The organism is Pseudomonas tructae (assembly GCF_004214895.1).
Lineage (GTDB): Bacteria > Pseudomonadota > Gammaproteobacteria > Pseudomonadales > Pseudomonadaceae > Aquipseudomonas > Aquipseudomonas tructae.
On sequence record NZ_CP035952.1, the window covers coordinates 2,766,544 to 2,782,358 of the forward strand.

General features: G+C 61.3%; 14 protein-coding genes and 2 pseudogenes. 9 read left to right on the plus strand and 7 right to left on the minus strand.

Annotation, left to right across the window (positions count from 1 at the left end; all coding sequences use genetic code 11):
• Nucleotides 1-140: 140 nt before the first annotated feature.
• Both EXN22_RS12750 and EXN22_RS26340 read right to left on the minus strand, forming a co-directional pair.
• Nucleotides 141-500, minus strand: a complete 360-nt coding sequence (locus tag EXN22_RS12750) for a histone-like nucleoid-structuring protein, MvaT/MvaU family (protein WP_130264389.1) — start codon at nt 498-500, stop codon at nt 141-143.
• 274 nt (nt 501-774) lie between these two features.
• Nucleotides 775-1,023, minus strand: coding sequence for a hypothetical protein (locus EXN22_RS26340; protein WP_233281754.1), 249 nt, complete (start codon nt 1,021-1,023; stop codon nt 775-777).
• Between EXN22_RS26340 and EXN22_RS12755 the strand changes: the two genes are divergently transcribed.
• Nucleotides 919-2,154: an OprD family porin gene (locus EXN22_RS12755; RefSeq protein ID WP_233281707.1), complete on the plus strand. Its 1,236-nt coding sequence runs from the start codon at nt 919-921 to the stop codon at nt 2,152-2,154. The genes EXN22_RS26340 and EXN22_RS12755 overlap by 105 nt on opposite strands.
• Before the next feature lie 72 nt (nt 2,155-2,226).
• Entirely contained in the window at nt 2,227-2,976 is a 750-nt protein-coding gene (cobF, locus tag EXN22_RS12760) for a precorrin-6A synthase (deacetylating) (protein WP_130264391.1), read from the plus strand.
• Here the strand turns inward: cobF and EXN22_RS12765 are convergent.
• Nucleotides 2,942-4,261: a glycosyltransferase gene (locus tag EXN22_RS12765; RefSeq protein ID WP_130264392.1), complete on the minus strand. Its 1,320-nt coding sequence runs from the start codon at nt 4,259-4,261 to the stop codon at nt 2,942-2,944. The genes cobF and EXN22_RS12765 overlap by 35 nt on opposite strands.
• A gap of 104 nt (nt 4,262-4,365) precedes the next feature.
• A complete protein-coding gene (locus tag EXN22_RS12770; RefSeq protein WP_130264393.1) occupies nt 4,366-4,773 on the minus strand; it encodes a response regulator in 408 nt (135 codons plus the stop codon).
• 292 nt (nt 4,774-5,065) lie between these two features.
• Between EXN22_RS12770 and EXN22_RS26670 the strand changes: the two are divergent.
• The 7 genes and pseudogenes from EXN22_RS26670 to EXN22_RS12800 form a co-directional block, all read left to right on the plus strand.
• Nucleotides 5,066-7,229: pseudogene (locus EXN22_RS26670) on the plus strand (CHASE3 domain-containing protein); the annotation flags it as partial.
• Nucleotides 7,230-7,327: 98 nt separating this feature from the next.
• Nucleotides 7,328-8,557: pseudogene (locus EXN22_RS26675) on the plus strand (response regulator); the annotation flags it as partial.
• On the plus strand, nt 8,554-9,375 hold the full coding sequence (locus tag EXN22_RS12780; protein ID WP_130264395.1) for a CheR family methyltransferase: 822 nt from the start codon (nt 8,554-8,556) through the stop codon (nt 9,373-9,375). The pseudogene EXN22_RS26675 and the gene EXN22_RS12780, both read left to right, overlap by 4 nt.
• Nucleotides 9,372-9,947, plus strand: a complete 576-nt coding sequence (locus EXN22_RS12785) for a chemotaxis protein CheB (protein ID WP_130264396.1) — start codon at nt 9,372-9,374, stop codon at nt 9,945-9,947. Before EXN22_RS12780 ends, EXN22_RS12785 begins: the two co-directional genes overlap by 4 nt.
• The gene (locus EXN22_RS12790; RefSeq protein WP_130264397.1) at nt 9,941-11,167 is read left to right on the plus strand and encodes a hybrid sensor histidine kinase/response regulator; all 1,227 of its coding nucleotides are present in this window, start codon (nt 9,941-9,943) and stop codon (nt 11,165-11,167) included. Before EXN22_RS12785 ends, EXN22_RS12790 begins: the two co-directional genes overlap by 7 nt.
• A 53-nt stretch (nt 11,168-11,220) precedes the next feature.
• Nucleotides 11,221-11,598 (plus strand): response regulator, encoded by a 378-nt coding sequence (locus EXN22_RS12795; RefSeq protein ID WP_130264398.1) that lies wholly within the window; start codon nt 11,221-11,223, stop codon nt 11,596-11,598.
• Nucleotides 11,599-11,704: 106 nt separating this feature from the next.
• On the plus strand, nt 11,705-13,099 hold the full coding sequence (locus tag EXN22_RS12800; protein ID WP_165392208.1) for a phospholipase effector Tle1 domain-containing protein: 1,395 nt from the start codon (nt 11,705-11,707) through the stop codon (nt 13,097-13,099).
• Nucleotides 13,100-13,110: 11 nt separating this feature from the next.
• Here EXN22_RS12800 and EXN22_RS12805 read toward each other — a convergent pair whose 3' ends face one another.
• The 3 genes from EXN22_RS12805 to EXN22_RS12815 are packed head-to-tail and all read right to left on the minus strand — an operon-like array spanning nt 13,111 to nt 15,770.
• Nucleotides 13,111-13,692, minus strand: coding sequence for a TetR/AcrR family transcriptional regulator (locus EXN22_RS12805; protein ID WP_130264400.1), 582 nt, complete (start codon nt 13,690-13,692; stop codon nt 13,111-13,113).
• Between the two features lie 26 nt (nt 13,693-13,718).
• Nucleotides 13,719-14,570, minus strand: a complete 852-nt coding sequence (locus EXN22_RS12810) for a 3-hydroxybutyryl-CoA dehydrogenase (protein ID WP_130264401.1) — start codon at nt 14,568-14,570, stop codon at nt 13,719-13,721.
• A 15-nt stretch (nt 14,571-14,585) separates the two neighbouring features.
• Complete coding sequence (locus EXN22_RS12815) at nt 14,586-15,770, minus strand: acetyl-CoA C-acyltransferase family protein (protein ID WP_130264402.1); 1,185 nt, start codon at nt 15,768-15,770, stop codon at nt 14,586-14,588.
• Nucleotides 15,771-15,815: the final 45 nt, after the last annotated feature.

Consider the following 15,815-nt stretch of genomic DNA (forward strand, 5'->3'; position numbering starts at 1 on the left):
TTGCGCAAACGATTTGCGCCCCGCCTTTAGGGGGCGGGGCGCAAGAATTAGAAGCCCGCCGAAGCGGGCGTATGGGGCGCTAGTCCGTTAGCAGCCTTCATCCTGAGCCAGTGGATGTGAAAAAAGTGTGAAGAAGTTTTTCACGTGCGCAACCAGCTGTCGACTGTCTTGGCGCCGTACTGTTCTTTCCAGGCTTTAAGGCCACGGTGGTTGCCGCCCTTGGTTTCAATCAGCTCGCCGGTGTGGGGGTTTTCATAGACCTTCACCACGCGCGCGCGGCGTTGTTTCGGTGCACTGACCGGGGCTTTGTGGGCCGCCTTGGGGTCGAGAATGGCGACAATATCGCGCAGGCTCTTGTTGTAGTGTTTCATCAGGTCGACAAGTTTTTTCTCGAACTCGATTTCGCGTTTCAGGCCGGCGTCCTTTTTCAGCGCCTCCAATTGCGCCATTTGTTCCTGAAGGGCCTTTTCGGCAGCGCGGAACTCTGCAAGTCTGGACACTGTCTTCACTCCTTTAAGTCTGCAGTGGCCCGGCATGCGTAAAAATGAGTTGCAAAGTGAATAACGCAGCCGCCACCGGGTTGGGTACAACATCGCACTAAAAAGAGTGTAGTAGTGCTCGCGCGGCGGGTAAACATTAAACTTTTATATTGCCAGGGGTGGAACTTAATTAATTAGCCTTAGACGCTGGCCAAGGAACTAGTCGAGGATGCCCCAGGTGGCTTAGACCATGGTCCAATGGCCTGTTGCAGAGCGCTTGCGCGATGATTGTCGGTCATCGTCGACTGCCATCGGCGTTGGCTGCATTGTCGGTGCAGGGATCTGCGCCGGTTGTTTTTTGCCTTTCTTTCGGATGTTGCTTCTCATGTTTGCCCCATACCCTCTCGCGCCCGGGCGCAGCCTTGTTGGCCTGCTCGCGATGTTTGCTGCCGTCTCGACAGAAGCTGCCGGTTTTGTCGAAGACAGCAGTGCCAAGATCGAAGCCCGCAACGTTTATTTCAATCGCGACTTTCGTGATGGTCATACCAATTCCGCTCAAGGGGCATCAAAGCGCGAAGAATGGGCTCAAGGCTTTATTCTGAATGTTCAGTCAGGCTATACCGAAGGCACTGTAGGTTTTGGTGTGGACGCCGTGGGTATGCTCGGGATCAAACTCGACTCCAGTCCCGCCGACAGCAACAGTGGTTTGTTGCCTTCCAGTGGGCATGATCCGCGTCGATCTGAAGACCAGTACGCGAAGATGGGCGTGGCCGGTAAAGTGCGCTACTCGCAGACCGTGCTCAAGGTCGGCTCGATGATGCCCGACATGCCGTTGCTCAAATACAACGATGGGCGTTTGCTGCCAACCATGTTCCACGGGGCGATGCTGACGTCGGAAGAAATCAGCAACCTGAAGTTCACCGTCGCGCGCCTGGACAAGTACACCGCGCGGGACTCTACCGACCGCCAGGACATTCGCGTTCACTGCAAGAACAAGCGCTATGCCTGCGACACGACTGCCGACCATTTCGAGATGGCCGGGGTCGACTACAGGTTCAACGATCGCCTGAGCGCGCAGTACCAGGTGGCCAAGCTTGAAAACATCTACCGCCAGCATTTCCTTGGTCTGGTTGCCAGCCAGCCGCTGCGCGTCGGCAGCCTGTCGGCGGACTTGCGCCTGATCAAGAGTGATGACATCGGCCGTGCCCGCGCCGGCGATATCGATCACCGCGCCTTGAGCGGCATGCTCGGCTACAGCCTGGGTGGCCACAAGCTCAGCGCCGGCTGGCAGCGTATGTATGGCGAGAACGCCATGCCGTACCTCGATGGCAGCAACCCGTACCTGGTCAACTACGCCCAGGTCAACGATTTTGCCGCAGCCCAGGAGCGTTCCTGGCAGTTGCGCTATGACTATGACTTCAAGGCCATGGGTGTGCCCGGCCTGAGCTTCTTGACCCGCTACATCAACGGTGACCATATCAAGGTCCCGGGCAGCCTGGCCGAGGGCAAGGAGTGGGAGCGCGACAGTGAGCTCAAGTACCAGATCCAGAGTGGCACCTTCAAGGATGTCAGCGTACGCCTGCGTAACTCCACCTATCGCAGCAACTATGAGAAGTATGCCCGCGACATGGATGAAACCCGGGTGATCGTCAGCTACAACTTCTCGATCCTCTAAACAGCCGTACGTTGCCATTGTGCTTCGGCCAGCCGACTATAGGGGCTGGCCGAGCCATGGAGTCTACGTGCAATGAAACAACTGCTGTTGATAGGAATCGGGCCGGGCAATCCGCGCCAGATAACCCTTGAAGCCATCGACGGGCTCAACCGTGCCCAGGTGTTCTTTGTGCTCGACAAGGGCGCGCTCAAGGATGAGTTGCTGCAACTGCGCAAGGACATTCTTGAACGTTACATCGAGCAGCCTGGCTATCGCCTGGTGCAGGTCGAGGATCCGTTGCGCGATGGCGCTGCCAGTGATTACGTTGGCGCTGTTCAGGACTGGCACCAGCAGCGCGCGGCGTTATACGCCAAGCTGATCGAAAATGAACTGGCTGACGGTGAATGTGGTGCTTTCCTGCTGTGGGGCGAGCCAACGCTGTACGACAGTACTCTGCGGATTCTTGAGCTGGTGCAGGCGATGGGCATCGCGCTGCAGCTTGAGGTGATCCCTGGCATCAGCAGCGTCCAGGCCCTGGCCGCTGCGCATCGCATCCCCTTGAACCGTATCGGCGAGCCGCTGACCGTGCTGCCCGGGCGGCGCCTGGACGAACAGCTGCGTATCGACAACCTGGTGGTTATGCTCGATGGCCAGTGCGCCTTTGCCGGGCTGGATGACCCGCAGTTGCACATCTACTGGGGCGCCTACCTGGGCACTGCCGATCAGCTGGTGATTGCCGGGCCGTTGCAGGAGGTCAAGGCGCAGATCCTCGCTGCCCGCGAACAGGCGCGGGCACGCAAGGGCTGGATCATGGACACTTATCTGCTGCGTCGGCCGCTGTAGCCAGGCGGTTCTTGGCCTCGATCCACTGGGCCATGTACTGGGTGCTTTTGTGCTGGTGATGGCGGAGCATGGCGCCGGTGAAATTGAACAGCCGGTGTTGGTCGAGGTCGGCCAGAGCGTACTCGATGCGTTCGACCAGAGCGCTGGCGTGCTGGCGCCGGTCGTAGCGTGCGCCGAGCAAGCGCCGTGCGTCCTGTTGTGCCTGGTTCCAGCGCGCTTCGTCGCTGTACAGGGTGGCGGCGGCTTCGGCCAGACCTTCGGCGGTCTGGGCGATGGCGCCGGGCCAGGGCAGGGCGCCATGCATGGCTTCGGCGCCGATAGGAGTAGTCACGCTGGGAGTGCCGCATTGCATGGCGTCGGTGAGCTTGCCCTTGATCCCGGCGCCAAAACGCAGCGGTGCCAGGCAGATGCGCGCGTTGCTCATGACCTCAAGGGCATCTTCGGCCCAGTTCATGATGTGAAAGCCCTCGGCGGGCTTGTGCAGTGCCGTGGCCTTGGGTGGGGTGTAGGCACCGTAGATATGCAGCTGCGCCTGTGGCAGGCGCCGGCGGATCATCGGCCACAGGCTGTTCTTCATCCACAGCACTGCGTCCCAGTTGGGGGCATGGCGGAAGTTGCCGATGCTGAGGAAATGTGCGCGCTCGGCGAACGGCTTGAACGGCTCGCTGGGTGCGTCGAGCATCAACGGGCACCAGTGCAGCAGGTGCTCGGGTACACCGAAGCCGTTGAGCAGCAGGTCGATCTCGACGTCGGAGATCATCAGGCTAAGGTCGCTGCGGTAGATGGCCGCAAGTTCGCGTAGCGTCAGGTCGGCACTGGCCATCTGCCGATAGAGGTCGGGGCCGGAGGTGGCGAACAGGGCGCGAAAATCGTTGGGGTCCAGGCCTTCGATTAAACGCCGGCGCAACAGTTGCTGACGGGCATCGCGCAGGCTTTGCAGGTCGGAGGTTTCCAGCACGCGCAGGGCGTTGGGGCAGTGTTTCTCCACGCGCCAGCCGAATTGCTCCTCCATCATGAAACGGTCGAACAGCACCACATCCGGGGCCAGCTCGCTGACGAAGCGGTCGAAACTGCTGTCGTTGAGGGTAATGGCTTGCTCGGCGATGCCCAGGCTGGCAAGGTCCGCCTTGTGTTCGCCGACGGTGGCCGGGCTGCTGAAGGTAATACGCCAGCCACGCTGCAAGAAGCTTTCAAGGATCTGCATCATGTGCGAACCAGCAGCCGAAGAGCGCGGCTCGGGCCAGACGTAGCCAATGACCAGGACATTGAGGGCGGTGGCGGGCATGGGATCGGGAACCTTGGCAAAAGCGCGTATTAAAGCAGATTCCATGCAGCCTTGGGCACAGTGGGAGCGGGCTTGCCCCGCGATGCGATGAGGTTGACGGACCGCTATCGCGGGGCAAGTCGGACCGCCGCACCGCCGCTCCCACCATTGCGCTGCTCGAGGACATCCTGCACTTTGTCGCGCAACTGGTCGATGCTGAATGGCTTGGCGATCTGCTGCATGCCTGGCGGTAGGTCCAGGCTTTGGTTATAGCCGCTGGCGAACAGCACCGGTAGTTCCGGGCGCAGTTCCCGGGCCTTTGCTGCCAGCGCCTTGCCGTCCATGTCCGGCAAGCCTACGTCGGTCATCATCAAGGCCAGGGGTTGTTGCGAGTCTTGCAAAATAGTCAGCGCCTGTTGCGCATTGGCAGCCTCCAGCACCTCGTAGTCCAGCTCCTGCAGCACCTCGACTATCAGCATGCGCACGATGTCGTCATCTTCGACGACGAGCAGGGGCGGGGATGTCCGGGGCATGGCGGTATTCCTGTACAAGGGTTTGTTCACTATCTGTAAGCCACAGGTCGCCCGAAGTTCCCTCGGCGTGCAAAAAACCTGCGGTTGATCAGCATAGCGGCTGATGAAAAAGTAGGGAACGTTTGCCGCGGGTGCCTCTCAAATGCTGGCTAAATGCCCTGCATAATTGCCAAAGGCGTTTAGACTCGGAGTAGCAAAGGCTGGCAGAATGGCTTTTGCTGGGGAAATAGAACGATTACTCGCACATTGGGCCACACTCTTTCGTTTGCATTCTTTGCTTGGGCGTCTTGAGATGATTCAACCAGCCTCAATCGATCAGCGTAGCTTCCGTAAACTGCTGGCCCGCAACGTCGGTCTGCCTTTGGGGGTCGGACTGCTCAGTGCCGTGGTGTTCATCACCATCATCAGCTACCTGCTGTCGGCCATCCAGTGGGTCGAGCACACCGACCGGGTCATCAACAATGCCAACGAGACGATCAAGTTGTCGATCGACATGGAAACCGGCATGCGCGGTTTCCTGCTCACTGGCGACGAGCGTTTTCTTGACCCCTACGAGGTGGCCAAGTCGCGGGTGGGCGCCGGTATCAAGGGCCTGGAGCAGATGGTGGCGGACAACCCGCAGCAAGTCGAGCGCCTGGCGCGCGTGCAAAGCCTGCAGGATGAGTGGAACACCTACGCCAGTGCAATGATCAGCCTGCGCCGCGACAACGGCAATTATCGCGAGGCCATCGGCTCAGGGCGCGGCAAGCGCATAACCGATGAGATCCGCAAGGAGTTCGATGCCTTCATCGCCATGGAGCATCAGTTGCGGGTGGCGCGCAACGAGTCGGTCAACACCACCACCGTGGTGTCAATCAGTGCCTACCTGGTGTTTGTCATCCTGCTCAGTGGCTTGCTGGCCTACCTGGGGCGCCGCGACTTGCTGGCCTTGTCCGGCAGTTATGCGGCCAGCCTTGACGACCAGCAGCGTGCCAACCGACGCCTGGAGCGCCAGGCCTGGCTGCGCACCGGGCAGACCGAGCTGGCTGGCCGGGTGCTGGGGCAACTGACCCTGCCGCTGCTGGGTAATAACATCCTGCAGTTTTTTGCCGGCTACCTGGGCAGCGCGGTGGGTGCGATGTATGCCCGCGACGAGCATGGCAACCTGCGCCGGGTGGCGACTTACGGGTTGTCCAGTGAGCAGGCGGCCCAGGAGCAGATCATCGCCAGCCATGAAGGCATACTTGGCCAGGCGGTCATGCAGGAACGCCTGCTGCGCCTGGATGAACTGCCCAGCGATTACTTCAAGGTCAGCAGCGGCCTGGGCGAAGGCTTGCCGCGTAGCGTGCTGGTGATGCCGACCAGCAACGACGGGCTGGTCAACGGCGTGCTGGAGCTGGGCTTCTTGCGCAGCCTGGATGAACGCGACATCGAGTTCCTGGAGCTGGTGGCTGGCAACATGGGCACTTCGATCGAGAGCGCCCGCTACCGCCAGCGCCTGCAGGAAGTCCTGGCCGAAACCCAGCAGCTCAACGAAGAGCTGCAGGTGCAACAGGAAGAACTCAAAACCGCCAACGAAGAGCTCGAAGAGCAGTCGCGGGTCCTCAAGGAGTCCCAGGCCAACCTGGAAATCCAGCAGGCCGAACTTGAGCAGACCAACGAGCAATTGGCCGAGCGCACTGAAGCCCTGGCCGATCAGCGCGATGCCCTGGACCACAAGAACAGCGAGCTGAACCAGGCCCAGGTCGAGCTGCAGGAGCGTGCTGAAGAGTTGCAGCGCTCGAGCAAGTACAAGTCCGAGTTCCTCGCCAATATGTCGCACGAACTGCGCACGCCGCTCAACAGCTCGCTGATCCTGGCCAAGCTGTTGGCCGAGAACACCGAAGAGAACCTCTCCGACGAACAGGTCAAGTTTGCCGAGTCGATCTACTCGGCGGGCAATGACCTGCTGAACCTGATCAACGATATTCTCGACATCGCCAAGGTCGAAGCCGGCAAGCTTGAAGTTCGCCCGGAAACCACCCATGTGGCGCGCCTGGCCGAAGGCCTGCGCACGCTGTTCGAGCCCTTGGCCGGCGAGAAGCAACTGAGCTTCAGCGTCGTGGTCGAGCCGCAGGTGCCGCCCACCCTGTACACCGACCGTCAGCGCCTGGAGCAGATCCTCAAGAACCTGCTGTCCAACGCGGTGAAGTTCACCGAGCGCGGCGAAGTCAGCCTGAGCGTAGGCTGGCAGGCCGGAAGCGGCATTGTTTTTTCGGTACGTGACAGTGGCATCGGCATTGCCGCCGACCAGCAGCAGAGTATTTTCGAAGCCTTCCACCAGGCCGATGGCACCACCAACCGCCGCTATGGCGGGACCGGTCTGGGCTTGTCGATCTCGCGTGACCTGGCACAGTTGCTCGGTGGCCAGATCAGCGTCGACAGCAGCCTGGGCAACGGCAGTGTGTTCAGCCTGATCCTGCCGGAGCGCTATGAGCCGATTATTGACCAGGGCCGGGCGGTGATCATTCATCAGCCTGCGCGGATCGTCGCCACGCCCATCGTGCTGGACCCTGTCTCAGAAGCGGTGCCACGCCAGGCGCCAAGCTTTGCCGACGACCGCGACCAGGCCCCGTTCAGCAATCGCTGCATCCTGGTGATCGAAGACGAGCCGAACTTTGCCCGGATCCTGTTCGACCTGGCCCATGAACTGGGCTACAGCTGCCTGGTGGCCCAGGCCGCCGATGAAGGCTTTGAGCTGGCCGCAAGTTTCATCCCCGATGCGGTGCTGCTGGACATGCGCCTGCCCGATCACTCCGGGCTGACCGTACTGCAGCGCCTCAAGGAGCAGGCCAGCACCCGGCACATCCCGGTGCATGTGATCTCGGTCGAGGACCGGGTCGAGGCGGCGCTGCACATGGGCGCCATCGGCTATGCGGTGAAACCGGCTACGCGCGAAGAGCTCAAGCAGGTGTTTGCCCGCCTGGAAGCCAAGCTTACGCAGAAGCTCAAGCATATCCTGCTGGTCGAGGACGACGACCTGCAACGCGAAAGCATTGCCCGCCTGATCGGCGACGAGGACATCGAGATCACCGCCGTGGGCATGGCCCAGCAGGCCCTGGAGCTGCTGCGCGAGAACATCTACGACTGCATGATCATCGACCTCAAGCTGCCGGACATGCTCGGCAACGAGTTGCTCAAGCGCATGTCCGACGATGACATCCGCGCGTTCCCTCCGGTGATCGTCTATACCGGGCGCAACCTGACCCGCGAGGAAGAAACCGACCTGCTCAAGTACTCGCGCTCGATCATCATCAAGGGCGCGCGCTCGCCAGAGCGCCTGCTCGATGAAGTGACGCTGTTTCTGCACAAAGTCGAATCCAAGTTGTCCCATGAACGCCAGCGCATGCTCAAGACCGCCCGCAGCCGCGACAAGGTCTTCGAAGGCCGCAAGTTGCTGCTGGTGGATGACGACGTGCGCAATATCTTTGCCTTGACCAGCGCCCTGGAGCACAAGGGCGCGATTGTCGAAATCGGGCGCAATGGCCGCGAAGCCATCGAACGCCTGGAGCAGCACGAAGACATCGACCTGGTGCTGATGGATGTGATGATGCCGGAGATGGATGGCTATGAAGCCACTCGCCTGATCCGCAAGGACCCGCGCTGGCGCAAGCTGCCGATCATCGCCGTCACCGCCAAGGCGATGAAGGATGACCAGGAGCGTTGTCTGCAAGCTGGGGCCAATGATTACCTGGCCAAGCCCATTGACCTGGATCGCCTGTTCTCGCTGATCCGTGTCTGGCTGCCGCAACTGGAGCGAATTTGACTATCGAACGCAACACAGACATTGAAATCCGGCTGTTGATCGAAGCGATCTACCTCAAGTACAGCTATGACTTTCGCGACTACTCCGGCGCCTCGATCAAGCGCCGGATCCAGCATGCCTTGCGCCAGTTCGAACTCAAGACCGTCTCTGCGCTGCAGGAACGGGTGCTGCACGATCCGGGTATGTTCATGCAGTTGCTGCAATTCCTGACCATTCCGGTCAGCGAGATGTTCCGCGACCCCGAGCACTTTCTGGCGTTGCGCCGGGAAGTGGTGCCGCTGCTGCGCACCTGGCCGTCGATCAAGATCTGGATCGCCGGCTGCAGCACCGGTGAGGAGGTCTATTCGATGGCCATCCTGCTGCGCGAAGAGGGCTTGCTCGAGCGCACCATCATCTATGCCACCGACATCAACCCCAGCTCCCTGGAAAAGGCCAAGCAGGGCATCTACAGCATGCAGAACATGCACTTGTACGCCGAGAACTACCGCAAGGCCGGCGGGCGTGGCGAACTTTGCGACTACTACACTTCGGCCTATGGCAATGCCATGGTCGATGGCAGCCTGCGCGACAACGTCACCTTCGCCGACCATAGCCTGGCCACCGACAGTGTGTTTTCCGAAACCCAGCTGATCTCGTGCCGCAATGTGCTGATCTACTTCAACAAGACCTTGCAGGACCGCGCTTTCGGCCTGTTCCACGAGTCCTTGTGCCATCGCGGCTTTCTGGTCCTGGGCAGCAAGGAAACCCTGGATTTCTCCGCCTACTCACGCACCTTCGAGGCACTGGCAAAGCCCGAACGGATCTACCGCAAATCATGAACGGGGTCCGCGCGATTGTCCTTGGCGCCTCGGCCGGAGGCGTGCATGCCATGCTCACGGTGCTGCATGCCTTACCGCCGATGTTCGACATTGCGCTGCTGTGTGTGCTGCATTTGCCGGACGATCGCCGCAGCCACCTGGCCGAGGTGTTCAGGCGCAGGCTCAAGCGCCCGGTGCGCGAAGCCTGTGACAAGGAAGACATTGGTGCAGGCATCATCTATGTGGCCGGACCGGGCTATCACCTGTCGGTGGAGCGTGATTTCAGCCTGTCGTTGAGCCAGGAAGAACGTGTGCACTTTTCCCGGCCTTCGATCGATTTTCTCTTCGAGTCGGCGGCCGACGCCTATGGCCCGGGCCTGCTCGGTGTGCTCCTGACCGGTGCCAATGAAGACGGCGCCCGTGGCCTGGCACGGATCAAGCAGCAAGGTGGACGGACCATCGTCCAGGACCCCGATGAGGCGCAAGTGGCGACCATGCCGCAGGCGGCGCTGGCCTTGCACCAGCCTGACTACATACTCCCTTTGAATGGCATCGGGCAACTGCTCGCCAGCCTGGAAGCCCCTGAATGCTAAGGCACATACAAGCAAAACTGCTGATTGTCGACGACCTGCCGGAGAACCTGCTGGCGCTCGAGGCGTTGATCAAGGGTGAAGACCGTGAGGTGCACCAGGCCCAGTCTGCCGACCAGGCCCTGGCACTGTTGCTCGAACATGAGTTCGCCCTGGCCATTCTCGATGTGCAGATGCCGGGCATGAACGGCTTTGAGCTCGCTGAGTTGATGCGCGGTACCGAGAAAACCAAGAATATCCCGATCGTCTTTGTCAGCGCCGCCGGGCGCGAGATGAACTACGCCTTCAAAGGCTATGAAAGCGGTGCAGTGGACTTTTTGCACAAGCCCCTGGATAACCTGGCGGTGAAAAGCAAGGTGGCGGTGTTCGTCGACCTGTTCCGCCAGCGCAAGGCCCTTGGCGAGCAGTTGGAGGCTCTGGAACGCAGCCGCGAGGAGCAAGAGCTGCTGCTGGCGCAGCTACAGGTAACCCGCGGCGAGCTTGAGCATGCGGTGCGCATGCGTGACGACTTCATGTCGATTGTTTCCCATGAGGTACGCACGCCGCTCAACGGCCTGATCCTCGAAACCCAGCTGCGCAAGCTGCACCTGGCCAAGGACAACGCCGCAGCCTTTACCCTGGACAAGATGCGCGCCATGGTCGAGCGCGACGAGCGCCAGATCAACAGCCTGATCCGCCTGATCGAGGACATGCTCGACGTGTCGCGGATTCGCACCGGCAAGCTGTCGATCCGCCCCAGCGCGTTCGACCTGGGCCAGTTGGTCGGCGGCCTGGTGGAGAACTTCCAGGCCCAGGCCGCGGCTGTCCAGGTGCCTATCGATTTTGACGCAGGTGTGCCCTTGAACGGGGTATGGGATGAGTTCCGGATCGAACAGGTGGTTGCCAACCTACTGACCAACGCCTTGCGCTACGGGGCAAAAAGCCCGGTACAGGTACGTACCTTCGAGCACGCCGGCATGGCCTGCATCGAGGTGCGTGATCACGGCATTGGCATCAGCGAGCACAACCAGCAACGGATCTTCCAGCAGTTCGAGCGGGTCGCCTCCAGCCAGGGCAGCGCCGGGCTGGGCCTGGGGCTGTACATTTGCGAACAGATTGTCCTGGCCCACGGTGGCCATATCGGTGTGCACAGCATCGAAGGCGAGGGTGCGACCTTCACTGTGCGCCTGCCGCTGAGCCGGGTGCTGCGAGAAAGTGACCGGGAGCAGGCAACCTCTGCCTGAGGCCGGGGTCGTATGGACAGGCAATCGAGTATTTCAGCGAACAAGGCAATGGCATGAGTGAAGATGCGCAGGACGTAGTGCTGGTGGTCGAGGACGAGCCAGCGATCCGCATGATTCTCGAGGATTATCTCAAAGGCGAGGGCTACCACGTGCTGGTGGCCGAGGACGGCAAGCAAGCGTTCGACATTCTGGCCCGCAAGCCGCACCTGGATCTGATCGTCACCGATTATCGCTTGCCCGGCGGTATTTCCGGGGTGCAGATCGCGGAACCTGCGCTCAGGCTGCGACCGGACCTGAAGGTGATTTTTATCAGCGGCTACCCAGCAGAGATCCGTGACTCCGGCAGCCCTATTGCCTTCAAGGCGCCGATCCTGGCCAAACCCTTTGACCTGGACACACTGGGTGAGCAGATCCAGGAACTGTTGCGCTAGTGGCCTGTTGGTACTTCCTACGGCCTCCATCGTGGCTGGCTGATGTCCTTCTCGATGCGGAAGATGTTCGATAGCTACCCTGTGAATGGTCACCGGGAATGGGCATATGAACACTGGCATCAGCCTGCGCATCGGTGTGTTCTTCGATGGCACGGGCAACAACCTGGCCAACAGCAGTCTCGTTGCGCACTGCCTGGATCCGGGGGCCGGGCTTGAGGATCAACGCGAGGCAATACTGCGTCATTGCGAAAGGTATGGATATGACGGGCAAGGTAATGCCCCGGACAACAGCTACGGCAGCGACAAGACCAACGTGGCGCGCTTGTACGAGTCGTATCAGCCAAGCCAGGACGTCCTCAAGGTCTACATCGAGGGAGTCGGTACGACGAACGCAGGGGCAGATTCGCCCTTGGCCAAGGCCAGCGGTCGTTACCGAACCGGGGTGATTGCTCGGACAGCGCAGGCGCATCAGCAGGTTCTGCAGCAGTTGCACCACTGGTCTGATAACCACCCGCAGGCAAAGGTCCATGCACTGCAGTTCGATCTGTTTGGTTTCAGCCGAGGGGCTGCCGCCGCCAGGCACTTTGCCAATGACTTGCGCAAAGGTAGCAACAGCGGCCTGGCCAAACGCTGGCCGGCACGACTAACGCTGCTTTGCGAGCACTTCGACTGGAATGCCAACGACAATCTGAACATCCAGTTCATTGGCCTTTTCGATTCTGTGGCAGCCATCGTGGCGGTGCTCAACGGTAACTTCAGCCCTGCCAATGCTGATTACTCCGGTGTCGAAATGAAACTCGAGGCCGGAACCGCCCGCACCATCGTGCAGTTGGCGGCCCGGGATGAACTGCGCAGGAATTTCCCGCTCACGCGCACCGACAACGACTTCACCGTACCCGGCGCGCATTCGGATGTGGGGGGCGGTTACCCTGCGCGAGTGCGCGAACAGGTGGTGCTGGTGCGCCCACGCACCAGTGTCGAACCACGCAGCCTGGCCAATGAACGCAGCCAGGCCTATCTGCGAACACAACAAGACTACCTGGACAATCGCTTGGCATGGCAGGCGTTGCCGGTCGACACGCTGACCTGGTCAGAGGACCTGCCCTTTGTGCCAAAACGCGACCTATATCCGCAAAAGCGGGTGATTGCCTTGTTACGCTGCGAGCGCGAAGTCTTTGCCGGCTTATCGTTGATCTACTTGCGCATCATGCATGAACTAGGGGTCCGCAACGGTGCGCCGTTGCGCGCGCTGGACGATAGGCAAGGCCCAGGCTTGCCCGAGGAGTTGCAGGGCATTGCCACGAAGCTGCGTGCGTATGTCCTGGGTGAGCAACCTGCGCCAGGGTTGACGGCAGAAGAAGAGCTGTTGCTGCGTACACGCTACATTCATCTGTCCAGCCATTGGAATCGCGCGGGCCATCTGGGCGGCGACGGCGCCCAGGTGATGTTTTTCCATCGCCCGGGTGACAATGGCCAGCGCAGTGTGTTTCCCAATGAGTAGCGCCCGGCCTGTCACATGGCGTCAGGCCGTAAGGTCCGTTCAATCCCGCCCAGCAGCAGGCTTTCCATCAGTGCAAGGCCCTCGGCCTCTTGCAATTGCGAGGCTTGCAGCCAGCCGGGCAGGCTGTTGAGCAGCTTGGCGGTGACATGGGCGCTGGCGTGCAGTGCCTTGCTGCCCAGCGATGCCCTGGGCGCCAGCAGGCGCAGCAAGGCCGTTTCGTACTGTTGCCGGAGTTGGCTGATGTGCGCTTGCTGTTCGCCACTCAGGCAGCACAGGTCACGCTCGGCCAGGCGAAACTGCAGCGGCCGTTCGGTATGCAGGAGCCAGTGGGCCTTGATGACCTCGCCCAGGGATTGCTGCTGGGTACGGCGTTGCGGTTTGAGGGTGGCCAGCAGTTCTTCGTAGAGCTCTTCGATCAAGTCGAACAGCAAGTGCTGTTTGCTTGGGAAATGGTGGTACAAGGAGCCGGCGGTCAGCCCCAGGTGCGCGGCCAGTTCGCGCATGCTGACCTGGCCGAAACCCTTCTCGGCGAACAGTTCAAGGGCCTTGTCACGCCGCTCTTCGAAGTTCGCACAGCGCAAAGCGGCGTCCATGGCAGGGCTCCTTGGTAGGGCTAGGATCAGGAGTAAGTGAAGAAGCCGCGGCCGCTCTTGCGCCCAAGGTAGCCGGCGGCAACCATTTCCTTGAGCAGTGGAGCAGGGCGGTATTTGCTGTCGTTGTAGCCTTCATGGAAGGCCTCGATGATCGCCAGCAGGGTATCCAGGCCGATCAGGTCGGCCAGGGCCAACGGGCCGATCGGCTGGTTGCAGCCCAGGCGCATGCCGGTGTCGATGTCTTCGGCACTGGCCAGGCCTTCCTGAAGCACAAAAATGGCTTCGTTGATCATCGGCACCAAAATGCGGTTGACCACGAAGCCTGGGCGGTTGCCGGCGCTGATCGGGGTCTTGCCGACTTTTTCGGTCAGGGCCAGGGCCTTGGCGTGGGTTGCATCGCTGGTTTGCAGGCCGCGGATGATCTCGACCAGGGCCATCATCGGCACCGGGTTGAAGAAGTGCACGCCAATGAAGCGCTCAGGCTGGCTGACCGCCGCGCCCAGTTGGGTGATCGACAATGACGAGGTGTTGGTGGCAATCACGCACTGGTCGCTGACGCTTGCGGCAATCTGCTTGAGGATGCGCAGCTTGAGTTCGAGGTTTTCTGTCGCCGCTTCGATGACCAGCTCGGCGTGTTGCAGGCGTGCGTAGTCTGTGCTGGTACTGATCCGTGCCACGGCAGCGGCTGCGTCTTCGGCGGCCAGGGTCTGTTTGCTGACCTGGCGCTCGAGGTTCTTGCGCAAGGTGGCCACACCGCGCTCAAGCGCGGCGTCAGAGACATCGATCAGGGTGACCTGGTAACCGGCCACGGCGCACACCTGGGCAATGCCGTTGCCCATGGTGCCGGCACCGATCACCGCAATGTTTGCAATAGTCACATTCAATTCCTTGGTTCAGACGCGTTCGAAGACGATGGCAATACCCTGGCCGCCACCGATGCACATGGTTGCCAGGGCGTAACGACCCTCGATGCGCTGCAGTTCGTGGATGGCCTTGGTGGCGATGATCGCCCCGGTGGCACCGACCGGGTGGCCGAGGGAGATGCCCGAGCCGTTGGGGTTGACCTTTTCCGGGTCAAAGCCCAGCTCGCCCGCGACGGCGCAGGCTTGGGCGGCAAAGGCTTCGTTGGACTCGATCACATCAAGGTCGGCGACCGTCAGACCGGCCTTTTCCAGCACCTTGCGGGTCGCCGGTACCGGGCCCAGCCCCATTAGTTCGGGCTCAACCCCAGCATGGGCGTAGGCCACCAGGCGCGCCAGTGGTTTGAGGTTATGGCGTTTGACGAAATCAGCGGTGGCCAGCACCAGGGCGCCGGCGCCATCGTTCAGGCCGCTGGCATTGCCGGCGGTGACCGTGCCGTCTTTCTTGAACACGGCTTTCATGCCGGCCAGTTGCTCGGCGGTCACGTCGACGCGCACGTGCTCGTCCACCTCGAAGCGCACCGGGCCTTTGCGGCCGGGGATCTCGATCGGCACGATCTGGCTGGCAAAGCGCCCTTCGGCAATTGCCCGGGCCGCACGCCGCTGGCTGGTCAGGGCCAGTTCATCCTGCATCTGCCGGGTGATGCCATTGCGCTCGGCAACGTTTTCGGCGGTGATGCCCATATGAAAGCCGGCAAAGGGGTCGTGAAGGATCCCGAGCATGTAGTCGATGCCCTGCAGATCGCCCATGCGCGCGCCCCAGCGGGCTTGCGGCAGCAGGTAAGGGCCACGGCTCATGGATTCGGCGCCAGCGGCGAGCACCGCTTCGGCATCGCCCAGCAGCAGGCTCTGCGCCGCCGAGACGATGGCCTGCAGGCCCGAGCCGCACAGACGGTTGACGTTGAAGGCCGGGGTTTGCTTGGGGATGCCGGCATTCATTGCCGCCACCCGCGCAAGGTAGGCGTCGCGTGCCTCGGTAGGGATAACGTTGCCCATCACCACATGGCCGATCTGTTCCGGCGCCACGCCTGCGCGTTCAATGGCAGCGCGGGCCACGCTGCTGGCCAGGTCCGCCAAGGGTAGGTCCTTGAGGGCGCCGCCAAAACTGCCGATGGCCGAGCGAACGGCGCTGACTACGTAGATGTCCGGGGTATTCATGGTCGACTCCAGTGTGCGAAAGCGTGGCGGGGCAGGCCTGGCCTC